Origin of the sequence: Pseudomonas sp. QE6 (genome assembly GCF_041379005.1) — a bacterium.
Lineage (GTDB): Bacteria > Pseudomonadota > Gammaproteobacteria > Pseudomonadales > Pseudomonadaceae > Pseudomonas.
In genome coordinates this window covers 965,619-979,372 of record NZ_CP166873.1, presented here as the reverse complement: position 1 = coordinate 979,372, position 13,754 = coordinate 965,619, and the positions used below count along the sequence as shown (strand labels likewise).

The 13,754-nt window shown below is 66.0% G+C and carries 11 protein-coding genes; 2 read left to right on the top strand and 9 right to left on the bottom strand.

Going from position 1 to position 13,754, the window contains the following annotated elements; genetic code table 11:
* Positions 1–99: 99 nt before the first annotated feature.
* The 5 genes from ybaL to ACAW63_RS04360 form a co-directional block, all read right to left on the bottom strand.
* Positions 100–1,803, bottom strand: coding sequence for a YbaL family putative K(+) efflux transporter (gene ybaL, locus ACAW63_RS04380; RefSeq protein WP_371231927.1), 1,704 nt, complete (start codon positions 1,801–1,803; stop codon positions 100–102).
* Positions 1,804–2,008: 205 nt separating this feature from the next.
* Complete coding sequence (locus tag ACAW63_RS04375; RefSeq protein WP_371231925.1) at positions 2,009–2,488, bottom strand: acyl-CoA thioesterase; 480 nt, start codon at positions 2,486–2,488, stop codon at positions 2,009–2,011.
* Between the two features lie 159 nt (positions 2,489–2,647).
* On the bottom strand, positions 2,648–3,406 hold the full coding sequence (locus tag ACAW63_RS04370) for an SDR family NAD(P)-dependent oxidoreductase (protein WP_275609366.1): 759 nt from the start codon (positions 3,404–3,406) through the stop codon (positions 2,648–2,650).
* A 396-nt stretch (positions 3,407–3,802) separates the two neighbouring features.
* Positions 3,803–5,170 carry a glutamine synthetase family protein gene (locus ACAW63_RS04365; RefSeq protein ID WP_371231923.1) on the bottom strand — a complete coding sequence of 456 codons (1,368 nt, stop codon included), beginning with the start codon at positions 5,168–5,170 and terminating at the stop codon, positions 3,803–3,805.
* 143 nt (positions 5,171–5,313) lie between these two features.
* Positions 5,314–6,708 carry an aspartate aminotransferase family protein gene (locus ACAW63_RS04360; protein WP_371231921.1) on the bottom strand — a complete coding sequence of 465 codons (1,395 nt, stop codon included), beginning with the start codon at positions 6,706–6,708 and terminating at the stop codon, positions 5,314–5,316.
* Positions 6,709–6,922: 214 nt separating this feature from the next.
* On the opposite strand from ACAW63_RS04360, the gene ACAW63_RS04355 reads away from it, so the two are divergent.
* Entirely contained in the window at positions 6,923–7,588 is a 666-nt protein-coding gene (locus ACAW63_RS04355; RefSeq protein ID WP_371231919.1) for a GntR family transcriptional regulator, read from the top strand.
* Positions 7,589–7,679: 91 nt separating this feature from the next.
* Here ACAW63_RS04355 and ACAW63_RS04350 read toward each other — a convergent pair whose 3' ends face one another.
* The 3 genes from ACAW63_RS04350 to ACAW63_RS04340 all read right to left on the bottom strand — a co-directional run bounded on the left by ACAW63_RS04350 (position 7,680) and on the right by ACAW63_RS04340 (position 9,471).
* Positions 7,680–7,892, bottom strand: a complete 213-nt coding sequence (locus ACAW63_RS04350; protein ID WP_371231918.1) for a YgdI/YgdR family lipoprotein — start codon at positions 7,890–7,892, stop codon at positions 7,680–7,682.
* Between the two features lie 108 nt (positions 7,893–8,000).
* A complete protein-coding gene (locus ACAW63_RS04345) occupies positions 8,001–8,402 on the bottom strand; it encodes an SMI1/KNR4 family protein (RefSeq protein WP_254469601.1) in 402 nt (133 codons plus the stop codon).
* 193 nt (positions 8,403–8,595) lie between these two features.
* On the bottom strand, positions 8,596–9,471 hold the full coding sequence (locus ACAW63_RS04340) for a Tim44 domain-containing protein (protein ID WP_371231916.1): 876 nt from the start codon (positions 9,469–9,471) through the stop codon (positions 8,596–8,598).
* A 239-nt stretch (positions 9,472–9,710) separates the two neighbouring features.
* On the opposite strand from ACAW63_RS04340, the gene ACAW63_RS04335 reads away from it, so the two are divergent.
* Complete coding sequence (locus tag ACAW63_RS04335) at positions 9,711–11,471, top strand: cation:proton antiporter (RefSeq protein WP_371231914.1); 1,761 nt, start codon at positions 9,711–9,713, stop codon at positions 11,469–11,471.
* Positions 11,472–11,567: 96 nt separating this feature from the next.
* Here ACAW63_RS04335 and uvrD read toward each other — a convergent pair whose 3' ends face one another.
* Positions 11,568–13,748: a DNA helicase II gene (gene uvrD, locus ACAW63_RS04330; RefSeq protein WP_371231913.1), complete on the bottom strand. Its 2,181-nt coding sequence runs from the start codon at positions 13,746–13,748 to the stop codon at positions 11,568–11,570.
* Positions 13,749–13,754 lie beyond the last annotated feature (6 nt).

Below are 13,754 nucleotides of genomic sequence, written 5' to 3'. Positions count from 1 at the left end.
TACGAAAAGCAGCTCAGACCTGACCTGTAGGAGCGAGCTTGCTCGCGAACCCGCCCAGGCGCGATTACTGGCCTGGGCATCTATCCAGAACGTTGCGCCTCAGGCCGACTGCGGCAGCGGATCGTCGCTGACGGCTTCCCCGGTGCCCTGCCGCTCCACCCGCTCGACCATCCCCCGGGCGATTTCGCGTTCGCCCATGATCACCAGGTTGGCGCCGTTCTGCTCCAGGTAGTCCACCTCGGCGTCGAAATGGGCGCGGGCGATGATGTCCAGGTTCGGGTTGATCGCCCGCGCGTGGCTGGCGATGGTCCCGGCCTCGAAACCGTTGGGGATGGCGATCAGCAGCCAGCGCGCCGAGGCGATGTTGGCCTGGGCCAGCACCTCGGGGTGGGCGGCGTTGCCGACCACCACGCAGAGGCCGTGCTCGCGCAGTTCGGCGGCCTTCTCGCGCTTGTCCTCGATCACCACCACCGGCACCTTGTCCTGGCGCAGGCGCTCGCTGACCAGCGCGCCGACCCGGCCGTGGCCGATGAGGATCGCATGGTCATGCTCCAGCACCGGCGGCGGCAGGTCGGGGGCTTCCACCTGCACCACGCCCGGCTCGCTCTCGGCCTTCTGCGCCTGGCGCGCCTGCAGGCGGTCGATGGCGATGAACAGCAGCGGGTTGACCAGGATCGACAGGATCGCCCCGGCCAGCACGAGGTCGCGGCCGGCTTCGGGCAGCAGGTTCAGGCTGACGCCCAGGCCGACCAGGATGAAGGAGAACTCGCCGATCTGCGCCAGGCTGGCGGCGATGGTCAGCGCGGTGCTGTTGGGATGGCCGAACAGTCGCACGATGATGTACGCCGCCACGGATTTGCCGAACACGATGACCAGGAAGGTGGCCAGCACCGGCAGCGGCTCCTGGACCAGGATCGCCGGGTTGAACAGCATGCCCACCGAGACGAAGAACAGCACGGCGAAGGCGTCGCGCAGCGGCAGCGAGTTTTCCGCCGCCTCGTGGCTGAGCTCGGACTCGTTGAGGATCATCCCGGCGAAGAAGGCGCCGAGGGCGAAGGACACGCCGAAGACCACCGCCGAGCCGTAGGCGATGCCCAGGGCAATGGCCAGCACGGCCAGGGTGAACAGCTCGCGCGAGCCGGTCTTGGCCACGCGCTCCAGAGCCCAGGGCACGATGCGGCGGCCGCCGAGGATCATCACCGCGACGAAGGCGGCGACCTTGCCCAGGGTCAGCAGGATCGGCAGCAGCACGCCGCCTTCATTGGCGTCGGCGGTGCCGCCCAGGGAGCCGGCCAGCGCCGGCAGCAGGACCAGGGTGAGGACCATCGCCAGGTCCTCGACGATCAGCCAGCCGATGGCGATGCGGCCGCGCTTGGTGTCGATCAGCTGGCGCTGTTCCAGGGCGCGCAGCAGGACCACGGTGCTGGCCACCGACAGCGCCAGGCCGAACACCAGGCCGGCGCCGAACTGCCAGTCCATCATCCAGGCCAGGCCCATACCCAGCAGGGTGGCGACGCCGATCTGCACCACCGCGCCGGGGATGGCGATGGCTTTGACTGACAAGAGGTCCTTCAGCGAGAAGTGCAGGCCGACGCCGAACATCAGCAGGATCACGCCCAGTTCGGCGATCTCGCCGGACAGCGCCTGGTCGGCGACGTAACCGGGGGTGAAGGGGCCGGCGAGCACGCCGGCGACCAGGTAGCCCACCAGCGGCGAGATGCGCAGGCGGTTGGCCAGGGCGCCGAGGACGAAGGCCAGCACGAAGCCGACGGCGAGGGTGGTAAGCAGGGGCGTGTGATGCATGGTCTGGGCTCCGGGCACGCAGGGAGCAACCGGAGCCGGCGGGCCCGGGTTGCTCGAAGGTGGATCACGGGGGCAAACCCGCGTACGAAAACTCTAGGCGCTGAAATGAATTCCTACATTGCGTTCACGCAAGAGTAACCTGTTGACGCAGCAGATATTTTCCGCGACACAGGCAATTCTTATCAAGAAATGTCGCGATCGTCTGTCATTCGTCGCGAATTGCCTTGTAGCGCTGTTCCAGCTCCTGGCGCAGCTGGCGGCGCTGCTGGGCCTGGGCGAAGCGGCGCTTCTCGTCCTTGGTCCGCGGCTCCAGTTGCGGAACCACCGTGGGCTTGCGCTCGTCGTCCAGCGCCACCATGGTGAAGAAGCAGCTGTTGGTGTGGCGCACGGACTTTTCGCGGATGTTCTCGGTGACCACTTTCACGCCGATCTCCATGGAGGTGCGGCCGGTGTAGTTCACCGAGGCGAGGAAGGTGACCAGTTCGCCGACGTGGATCGGCTCGCGGAAGATCACCTGGTCCACCGACAGGGTGACGACGTAGTGGCCGGCATAGCGGCTGGCGCAGGCGTAGGCGACTTCGTCGAGATACTTGAGCAGGGTGCCGCCGTGGACATTGCCGGAGAAGTTGGCCATGTCGGGGGTCATCAGGACGGTCATGCTGAGCTGGTGGTTGCCGGGTTCCATGCTGTTCTCTGTGGCCAATGGAAAAGGGACCCACTCTGGACGCACCGGGGCGGGGCTGACGACACAGTTTTTTCTATACCGCTCATTGGCCATGGGCGCCAATGCTCGCCGACGGATGCAAAACGGGCGGCCAATGGCCGCCCGTTCGGTGGTGCCGGATCAGCGTCCGGCCGAGAGACCGAAGTCGATCGCCAGGTCCGCGCCGGTGATGGCTTCGGATTCCGGTTTGCAGAGGTACCAGACCAGTTCGGCGACTTCTTCGGGACGGATGAAGCGCGCCACCTTGCCCTGTGGATAATCCTTCAGCAGCGCGCGCTTGTAGGCGTCCGGGTTGCCCTGGCCGTAGCGCTCGGCCTGGTAGTCGAGCATGGGCGTGGCGATGTCGGCCGGAGAGATGGCGTTGACCCGCACGCCCGACTCGGCCAGCTCCAGGGCCAGGGTGCGGGTGAGCATGGTCAGCGCCGCCTTGCTCGCGCAGTAGGCCGCGGAGCCGCGATAGGCCTGGCGGCCGGAGTCGCTGGAGATGTTGACGATGCAGCCGTGGTTTTCCTTCAGGTAAGGCGTCGCGGCCTGGCACATGTAGAAGGCGGCCTTGAGGTTGACCCCCAGCACCAGGTCGAAGTCATCCTCGTTGAAGTCTTCCACCGGACCTTCGCGCCACACGCCGGCGGCGTTCACCAGGGCGTCGAGGCGACCGGTGCGGGCGAGAATGTCGGAGACCAGGCTGTGGCAGTTGTCGGCTCGTCGAAGATCGCCCACAGCGGTGGCGTCCAGCGGTACCTGGGCGTTCAGCGCGTGCAGGCCAGCCTTGTCCACGTCGGTGGCGGCGATGCGCCAGTGGCTTTGGGCGAAACGTTTGGCGATGGCTTTTCCGAGGCCACCGGCGGCGCCGGTGATCAGTACGACAGGAGTGCTCATTGTCTACGGGTTCTCCCTGCCTGAGAGAGGACGGCGGCCGGCAGGCAGTACCGGCGGGCGCCGTTTCGACGACGGGACGCATCTGCGTCCCGTGCAATTACAGACCAAGAAAAGACCAGATTCTTCACTCTGCCAGGGTAAATTTTTCGTAAGGCTGTCGTGTGTCAGCGGGTACGCGAAAAGTACGGCCCGCCTTGAGCGATTCGTCTGGTGGATTTGCGTCCGGTCAGCGCTTGCAAGAGCCCCTCACCCTAACCCTCTCCCAGGGGGAGAGGGGACCGATCGGTGCAGGACGAAACGGTATCGTCAGCCGGCACGGACGGCTCCCTCTCCCTGAGGGAGAGGGCTGGGGTGAGGGGGAAGCCCTGGCACGGAGTGACCGGTTCAGCCCGCCGATCAGGCGTGATGCAGGTACCAGCGCCAGTCCTGCTCGCCGACCTCGCCCATGAACTGGCGGTATTCCTCCCACTTGATCGCCAGGAACACCTTGAGGAATTCCTCGCCCAGCGCCTCGCGGGCCCAGGTGGAAGACTCCAGCGCGCGCAGCGCGGTGAGCCAGTCGGTGGGCAGGAACTCGGTGGCCTGCTCGTAGCCGTTGCCGACGATGGGCGCGCCCGGATCGATCTGCTCGCGGATGCCTTCGTGGATCGCCGCGAGGATCGCCGCCGCCGCGAGGTAGGGGTTGGCGTCGGCGCCGCAGATGCGGTGCTCGATGTGCCGGCTCTTGGCCGGGCCGCCGGGCACGCGGAAGGACACGGTGCGGTTGTTCACGCCCCAGCTCTTGGCCAGCGGCGCGTAGCTGTTGGCCTGGAAGCGGCGGAAGGAGTTGGCGTTGGGGCAGAAGATCGCCAGGGAATCCAGCAGGCGCGCCATCATGCCGCCGATGGAGTGGCGCAGCAGCGGCGTGCCGTGAATGTCTTCGCTGGCATAGAGGTTGTTGCCCTGTTCATCGGCCAGGCTGACGTGCAGGTGCATGCCGCTGCCTGCGCGATCGCCGAACGGCTTGGCCATGAAGCAGGCCTGCAGGCCGTGCTTGTTCGCCACGCCTTTCACCAGGCGCTTGTAGCGCACGCCTTCGTCGATGGCCTGCATCACGTCGAAGCGATGCTCCAGGGTCAGCTCGACCTGGCCCGGCGCGTATTCGGAAATCGCCGTGCGTACCGGCAGGCCCTGCACTTCGCAGGCTGCGTAGAGGTCGTCGAGGAACGGCTGCAGCTGTTCCAGTTCGTAGACGCCATAGACCTGCGGCGCTTCCGGGCGAATGCCGTTCATCTGCAGCGCCGGCTGCGGGCGGCCGTTGGCGTCGCGCTGCTTGTCCAGCAGGTAGAACTCCAGCTCCACCGCCATCACCGGATGGAAGCCGTCGGCTTTCAGTCGGTCGACCACGCGGGAGAGCGCCTGGCGCGGGTCGGCCGGGGTGGCCGGCAGGCCCTGGGTCGGGTGCATGCTCACCTGAAGCTGGCCAGTGGGGCTGGCGCGCCAGGGTTGCAGGGTCAGGCTGCCGGGCAGCGGGTAGGTCCAGCAGTCGGCGTCGGCGACTTCCCAGACCAGGCCGGTGCCTTCGACGTCCTCGCCCTGCACGGTCAGCGCGAGGATCGAGCTGGGCAGCGGGCGGCCGTTGTCGTAGATCGCCAGCAGCTCGTCGCGGTGCAGCAGCTTGCCGCGCGGAATGCCGTTGGAGTCGATGATGAAGAGTTCGATGCTGCGCACGTCCGGGTGGGCGGCGAGGAAGGCTTCGGCTTCCTTTCGATCGGCGAATTGCATGATGGTCCTCGGTGGCGCGGTGCGCCGGGGGTATTTGCTTTTCGTAGGAGCGAGCTTGCTCGCGAACGCTCTTCTGCGAATTCGCAGCGGGAGCTGGTTCGCGAGCAAGGACTAGGCGTCCCCCTCGCTCCTACAGGTATCTATCAGGCCTCGCGGGCGCCGGGGATGGCCAGCAGCTCGGTGATGCCTTGGTCCAGCGTCGCGATCAGGCGATCCACGTCTTCGGCTGTGGTGTCCGGACAGCACAGGGTCATGTTGTGGAACGGCGTGATCAGGATGCCGCGGTTGATCAGGTACAGGTGCAGCGCCATCTGCAGCTCGTCGTGGAAGGCCGCTTCGGCCTCTGCGCCGGTACGCGGGGAGACGGGGCAGAACTGGAACTCGCTGCGCGCGCCCAGCTCGGTCACCGACCACTTCAGCTCGTGCTTGGCGATCAGCCCGCGGAAGCCGTCGGCCAGACGCTTGGCCAGCGGCAGCATGTGGTCGTAGGCGGCCTGGGTCATCACCTGTTCCAGGTTGGCGCGCATGCAGTGCATGGCCAGGGCGTTGGCCGAGAGGGTGGTGCCCATGCCGCTGTGGCCGTGGCCATGGCTGTCTTCCTGGGCGCTCTTGCGCGAGGCGGCCATGCGTTCGGCCATCTCCGCGCTGCAGCCGAAGATGCCGCAGGTCACGCCGCCGGCGATCGGCTTGCCGACCACGAAGAAGTCCGGGTCGAGGTTCCACAGCTGGGTGCAGCCGCCGATGTTGGTGGAGATGGTGTGGGTTTCGTCGATGATCAGCAGCGAACCGTACTTGCGGGTCAGTTCGCGGCACTTCTGCATGAAGCCCGGATCGGGCAGGACCATGCCGATGTTGGTCATCGCCGGCTCGCACAGCAGGGCGCAGACATCGCCCTGGGCCAGCGCGGCTTCCAGCGCTTCCACGTCGTTGAAGGGAATGGAGCGGCTGTGCTGGGTCAGGTCGTAGGCCTGGCCGACCAGGCCGGAGCGGTGCACGGTCTCGCCGTCGCGGTAGCGCACCATCACGTCGTCCACGGTGCCGTGGTAGCAGCCGTCGAACACCAGCAGGGTCTTGCGCCTGGTCACCGCGCGGGCCCAGCGCAGCACGTAGCGGTTGGAGTCGGTGGCGGTGGCGGTCACCTGCCAGTAGGGCAGGCCGAAGCGCGCGGCGAGCAGTTCGCCGCAGACCACGGCGTCTTCGCCCGGAAGCATGGTGGTCAGGCCGCGGGCGCCCTGCTCGGCGAGGGCGCGGGCGACCGGCGCCGGGGAGTGGCCGAACATGCTGCCGGTGTCGCCCAGGCAGAAGTCCACGTAGTCATGGCCGTCCACATCGTAGAAGCGGGCGCCCTGGGCGCGCTCGACGAACAACGGGCAGGGCGTGGACCAGTCGGCCATCCAGTGCATCGGCACGCCGGCATACAGCGACTTGTGTGCGCGCTCGGCGAGGGCGACGGACTTGGGGTTCTGTTCCAGGAAGCGCTGGCGCTCACGGGCGGTGAAGAGATCAACGGCCTGTTGGGCGATTCCGCTGGCGGTCATGTTGCACACCTCGTTTGTTTTTTTGCACATCTTCTATTTGTGATCACAAAAAAGTCAATACAGAGGATTTGTAGCCTGATAATCTGCCCTTTAAAGAATTCTGTGATCACAGAATTTGTCTGATCGAAAACAAGGGATACGCAAGATGATGCACAACTGCAGCCTGACCTTCGCCCAACTGCCGGCGCCGCCGGCCGGCCGGGAGTGACGTGCGATGGCCGACAACCTTCAGGAGCAGCTGTACCTGAACCTGCGCCAGGCTCTATTGAGCGGGCGCTTCCAGCCCGGCGAGCGGCTGAAGATCCGCGACCTGGCCCAGGAGTGGGGCACGAGCCCGATGCCCGTGCGCGCCGCTTTGCAGCGGCTGGTCGCCGAGGGCGCGCTCGAAGGCGAGCCGCAGCGCTCGCTGCGGGTACCGGTGATGACCCGCGAGCGCTACCTGCAGATCCTGCAGGTGCGGCAATCCCTGGAGGGACTGGCGGTGGAGGATGCGGCCAGGCATCTGCGCCCGGCTGACATGGAGGTGCTGCGCGAATGCACCGAGCGCATGGAAACCGCGCTGAATACCCGCGACGTCCAGGGTTATCTGGACGCCAACAGCCTGTTCCACCTCACGCTCTACAGCGCCTGTGGCAACCCGACCCTGCTGCGCATGATCGAGGCGCTGTGGCTGCAGGTCGGGCCGTTCTTCAACCGCCTGTTCACCGAGGCCGACCTGTCGCTGCGCCTGAACGACTTCCACGAAGACGCGTTGAGCGCCCTGGAGCGTGGCGATGGCGCGGGCGCGCGCAAAGCCATCGAGCAGGACCTGGGCTACTGCGGCCAGTACCTGCTCAATCTGCTCGAACTGGAGAGCGGGGGACGGCTGGGGGTGCGATAGGTCCCGCAGCGAAGTGGATTGGATCAGCCAGGAGCGCGGGCACTGCGCTCACCTCCTCGCTGATCGGCGTCTCACCGGATCGGCGCTCAACTCAAGGCGTCTTGATGAAGCGGACATTATCCTTCTTGATCAGAATCGTCTCGCCATTGAGCTGCTCGAATTCGTAGTAGTCATTGTATTTGTCGTAATCAGAGTGATCCTTCACCAGGACTTCGCTGCCATCCTGCAGCGTCACCACGGCCTTGTCGGCGCATCCGGCGAGGCCGAGCAGCAACAGGCAGGTGAACAGGGCTTTGAACTTCATAGCATCTCCACAACAAGGCATCGTGCCTGGCCTGGACAGCAAAGGGCCGAAGGTACGGTGAGTTGCCAGTGAGACCACCGAAGTGTCAGGAAATTCCGAAGCTCACGATCAGGTGTCGAGCCATACGTCGCGTGCCCAGGTCCATACCGAGTCCCAGGTCTCCTCGGTGAGTTCGCCGTCGGCCCAGAGCACCACTTCGCCGTCTTCGGCCACCGCGTAGTAGTCGTCACCATCGGCGCAGAGCGGTATCAGCTCGCGCGGCAGGCCCATCGACCAGGCCACGGCGGCCACCTCCGGCAGGTAGGTATGGGAGTGCGGATCGGTCACCGTGACGGGTTCCAGGCGACCATAAACCACGTCGCTGACCTGCAGAAGAAATTCGCGGAATTCCGACGGAATGCCTATCAGCAGGGCTTCTTCGATCTCCACCAGCAGTTCTTCGTCCGGCAATTCCAGCGGGACGGGAACCGGTTCGTTCGCTTCACGCAGTTTCTCGATCACATCTTCCACAGGCGGGGCCTCTCTACTTTCGACGAATGGCGCGCTTTATACAGTAGTAGCCGGCCCTCGGTGCAAGGCCACTGTGGGGACGCTGGCCGGACAGGCGGCTCCGGTGCCGGGGAGGGGAATCCAGCACATCGACCTTCCCCGAGAAACGAAAAAGCCCGGCCAGGGCCGGGCTTTTCCTGTGGGACGCGTAGGATCAGTTCTGACGGATGCCCGCCACCAGCCAGGGCTGGTTTTCGCCCTGGGCACGCTCCATGCGCCAGCTTTCGCTGAAGGGCTCGCCCTGGTCGAAGCGCGAGGACTTCGACACGCCGCTGAAGGTCAGGGTGGCGACGGTCTTCTCGGCGTTGTCGTCGACGCCTTCGAGCTGCACGTCGAGGTTGTCGATGTAGGTGGACTGGTAGCCGTCGCCCAGGTCGGCGCGTTCCTGCTTGAGGAACTGCAGCATCTGCGGGGTGACGAACTCGGCGATCTTGTCCATCTCGTTGGCGTCCCAGTGCTGCTGCAGGGACATGAAGTGCTCGCGGGCCGCGCCGATGAAGCGGGTTTCATCGAACCAGCTCGGCGCGTTGATCACCGGGCGGGTGTCCATCACCGGACGAGCGGCGCCACCGAAGACCGACGGTTGGGCCGGCATTTCACGCTGCATCGGTGCATGACCGGCCATGGCGGGCTGGTGGCCCTGCTGCTGGCGGCGACGGGAAGCGATGAAGCGGAAGGCGATGAACGCGATCAGCGCGATGATCAGGATGTCGAGGAACTGCATGCCCTGGAAGCCGTCGCCCATCAGCATGGAGGCGAGCAGGCCACCGGCGGCCAGGCCGGCCAGCGGGCCGAGCCAGCGCGAAGCGCCGCTCTTGGCGGCGGCACCGGCTGCGCCAGCGGCAGCGCCGGTAGCGGCAGGCGCCGCGGTGGGGGAAGTCGGGGCGGCGGAAGGTTGCGCCTGGCGGGTCTGGTGGCTCGGCGCCGAGCCCAGGCTCTTGCCGCCACCGAAACGTTTGGCGGCGTTGACGTCGAGGCTGAGCGTCACGGCGACACAGAAGGCCATGGCAAGGCTGAGAAAGCGCTTCATCGTTGTCATTCTCTTGGTTGGTATTCGACGCGCGTCATGTTGCCGCCCCGGCCCGGTGAGGGCCAGCCGGATTTTGTTTCGCGCTGTTGCCCTGTATGGGGGTTGTGGATTCCCTTTCCAAATCAGTCTGTTACTGATTCTTTCAGAACCGACGGCCGACGAAATCCGGATGATAGGCTTCGCTGAGCGAGGCCTTCGCCGCGCGATCCCCAGACCCCACGCCGCGAGGACCGCCGACCATGCATGCCATCGACTTCATCCAGGACCTCGCGGTGATCATGCTGATCGCCGGCTTCGTCACCATCCTCTGCCATCGCTTCAAGCAGCCGGTGGTGCTGGGCTACATCATCGCCGGGGTGATCATCGGCCCGCACACCCCGCCGTTCGCCCTGGTGCACGACCAGGAGACGATCAAGACCCTCGCCGAGCTGGGGGTGATCTTCCTGATGTTCTGCCTGGGCCTGGAGTTTTCTCTGCGCAAGCTGTTCCAGGTCGGCGCCACGGCCTTCATCGCCGCCTTCCTGGAGATCACCCTGATGATCTGGGCCGGCTTCGAGATCGGCCGGCTGTTCGACTGGGGCACCATGGATTCGCTGTTCCTCGGCGCGATCCTGGCGATGTCCTCCACCACCATCATCATCAAGGTGCTGGGCGACCTGAAGATGAAGAACGAGCGCTTCGCCCAACTGATTTTCGGCGTGCTGATCATCGAGGACATCCTCGGCATCGGCATCATCGCGCTGTTCTCCGGCATCGCCGTGAGCGGCACGGTGGAGGCCGACCAGGTGTTCTCCACGGTCGGCAAGCTCAGCCTGTTCATGGTCGTCGCGCTGGTCGTCGGCATCCTGCTGGTGCCGCGCCTGCTGGCCTACGTGGCGAAATTCGAAAGCAACGAGATGCTGCTGGTGACGGTGCTCGGCCTGTGCTTCGGCTTCTGCCTGCTGGTGGTGAAGCTGGAATACAGCATGATCCTGGGCGCCTTCCTGATCGGCGCGATCATGGCCGAATCGCGCCAGCTCATTCAGATCGAACGCCTGATGGAGCCGGTACGCGACATGTTCAGCGCGATCTTCTTCGTCGCCATCGGCTTGACCATTGACCCTCGGGTGCTGGTGGACTACGCCGCGCCGATCCTGGTGATCACCCTGGTGGTGGTGCTGGGCAAGCTGGTGTCCTGTGGCGCCGGCGCTTTCATCGCCGGCAACGACGGACGGACCTCGATGCGCGTGGGCATGGGCCTTTCGCAGATCGGCGAGTTCTCCTTCATCATCGCCGCGCTGGGCATGAGCCTGGGCGTGACCAGCGACTTCCTCTATCCGGTGGTGGTCGGCGTGTCGGCCATCACCACGCTGCTGACCCCCTACCTGATCCGCTCCGCCGACCCGCTGGCGCTCTACCTGGGGCGCAGCCTGCCGTCGCCCATGGTGCGGGTGTTCAGCCTGTACGGCGAATGGCTGCGCAGCATCAAGCCGCGCGGCGACAAGGCGATCCTCGCCGGGCTGATCCGCCGCATCCTGCTGCAGGTGGGCGTGAATCTGACGCTGGTGATCGCCATCTTCTTCGGCCTGGCCTACTTCGCCGGGACCATTTCCCAGTGGTTGGCGGATATCGTCGAGCAGGATGCGCTGCACAAGGCGCTGGTCTGGGGCGCCGCGCTCTTGCTGTCGCTGCCGTTCCTGATCGCCGCCTACCGCAAGCTCAAGGCGCTGGCGATGCTGCTGGCGGAAATGGGCGTGAAGGCGGAAAGCGCCGGGCGCCATACGGCCCGCGTGCGCCGGGTGATTTCCGAACTGATCCCGCTGCTCTCGCTGGGCGGCATGATGCTGCTATTGGCGGCACTCAGTTCGAGCATCCTGCCGCCGGGCGAGCTGCTGGTGGTGGTCGTGCTGATCGCCGCGCTGGTGATCGCGGTGTTCTGGCGCTGGTTCATCCGCGTGCACTCGCGGATGCAGGTGGCGCTGATCGAGACCTTCGAGCAGAACGGCGGCGGGCAGCACTGAGGATTGACTGCAGGAGCGAGCTTGCTCGCGAACATCTCGGCGCCAGAGCCGCCGGTGAATCCGTTCGCGAGCAAGCTCGCTCCTACAAAAGAGCCGTCAGATCGCTTCCAGCTTCGCGTAACCCATCATCAGCCACTTGCTGCCCTCGCTGTCGAAGTTCACCTGCACCCGCGCCTGGGCGCCGGAGCCTTCGAAGTTGAGGATCACGCCGTCGCCGAACAACGGGTGGCGCACGGACTGGCCGAGGCTGAACGGGGTGTCCGGCACGCTGGCGCCGCTGAACAGGTTGCCGCTGCGCTGGCCGCCCGAGAGCGGACGGCTCACCGAGTTGGACAGGCGCACTTCCTGGATCAGGCTCGGCGGGATTTCGCGGACGAAGCGCGAGACCTTGTTGTAGGTCTCGCTGCCGTACAAACGGCGGGTTTCCGCGTAGGTCATGACCAGGCGCTGCATGGCGCGGGTGATGCCGACGTAGGCCAGACGGCGTTCTTCTTCCAGGCGCCCGGGTTCTTCCAGGCTCATCTTGTGCGGGAACAGGCCTTCTTCCATGCCGGCGAGGAACACCAGCGGGAACTCCAGGCCCTTGGCGCTGTGCAGGGTCATCAGCTGCACGCTGTCCTCGAAGGCGTCGGCCTGGGTGTCGCCGGATTCCAGCGCGGTGTGGTCGAGGAAGGCCACCAGCGGCGGGGTGTCCTCGTCGTCCGGGTTCTCGAAGGCGCGGGCGGCGCTGACCAGTTCTTCCAGGTTTTCCACCCGGGCCTGGCCTTTCTCGCCCTTCTCTTCCTTGTGGTAGGTGATCAGGCCGGACTGCTCGATGACGATCTGGGTCATCTGGTGCAGCGGCAGGCCTTCCACTTTCAGCGCCAGCAGGTCGACGGCTTCGAGGAAGCCGTTCAACGCACTGGCGGCGCGGCCGGCCACGGCCTTGGCGGCGATCACGTCGTTGATCGCGCGCCACATGGAGGTGCCGTTGTGGCGCGCGGCGTTGCGGATCGCCTCGACGGTCTTCTCGCCGATGCCGCGCGGCGGCACATTGATCACCCGCTCCAGCGCGGCGTCGTCGTCGCGCAGGCGGATCAGGCGCAGGTAGGCCAGGGCGTTCTTGATCTCGGCGCGCTCGAAGAAGCGCTGGCCGCCGTAGATGCGGTAGGGGATCTTCTCCCGCAGCAGCGCCTCTTCCAGCACGCGGGACTGGGCGTTGGAGCGGTAGAGAATGGCGATTTCGCTGCGCTTGAGACCGTCCTTGCGCAGGGCGTCTTCGATCGTTTCGACGATGTAGCGCGCCTCGTCGTGTTCGTTGAAGCCTGCGTAGAGGGTGATCGGGTCGCCGTCGACGCCGTCGGTCCACAGTTCCTTGCCCAGGCGCCCGCTGTTGTTGGCGATCAGGGCGTTGGCGGCCTTCAGGATGGTCGCCGTGGAGCGGTAGTTCTGCTCCAGGCGGATGTCCTCGGTGCCGGCGAAGTCATCGGCGAAGTGCTGGATGTTCTCGATCTTCGCGCCGCGCCAGCCGTAGATCGACTGGTCGTCGTCGCCCACCACCATCAGGCTTTCGCCGCCCTTGGCGAGGAAGCGCAGCCAGGCGTACTGCACGGCGTTGGTGTCCTGGAACTCATCCACCAGGATGTGGCGGAAGCGCCGCTGGTAGTGCTCCAGCAGGCTCGGGCGGTTGCGCCAGAGGTCCAGCGAGCGCAGCAGCAGCTCGGCGAAGTCCACCACGCCGGCACGGGCGCAGGCTTCTTCGTAGGCCTGGTAGATGCTGACCATGGTCGACAGGTACAGGTCGCCGCTGGCCTGGATGTTCTGCGGGCGGTTGCCCTCGTCCTTCTGCCCGTTGATGAACCACTGCGCCTGGCGCGGCGGCCAGCGCTGCTCGTCCAGCCCCAGTTCGCGGACCACGCGCTTGACCAGGCGCAGCTGGTCGTCGCTGTCGAGGATCTGGAAGTTCTCCGGCAGGTTGGCCTCCTGCCAGTGCGCGCGCAGCAGGCGGTGCGCGAGGCCGTGGAAGGTGCCGACCCACATGCCGGCCGGGTTGATCCCCAGCAGCTGCTCGATCCGCGCGCGCATCTCGGCGGCGGCCTTGTTGGTGAAGGTCACGGCCAGGATGCTGTGCGGCGAGGCGCGCTCCACCTGGATCAGCCAGGCGATGCGGTGCACCAGCACGCGGGTCTTGCCGGACCCGGCGCCAGCGAGCACGCGCTGGCGCCCCAGCGGCGCGGCCACGGCCTGGCGCTGCGGGTCATTGAGGGAGTTGAGCAGGAGGGAGAGGTCATCGTTCATGGGACG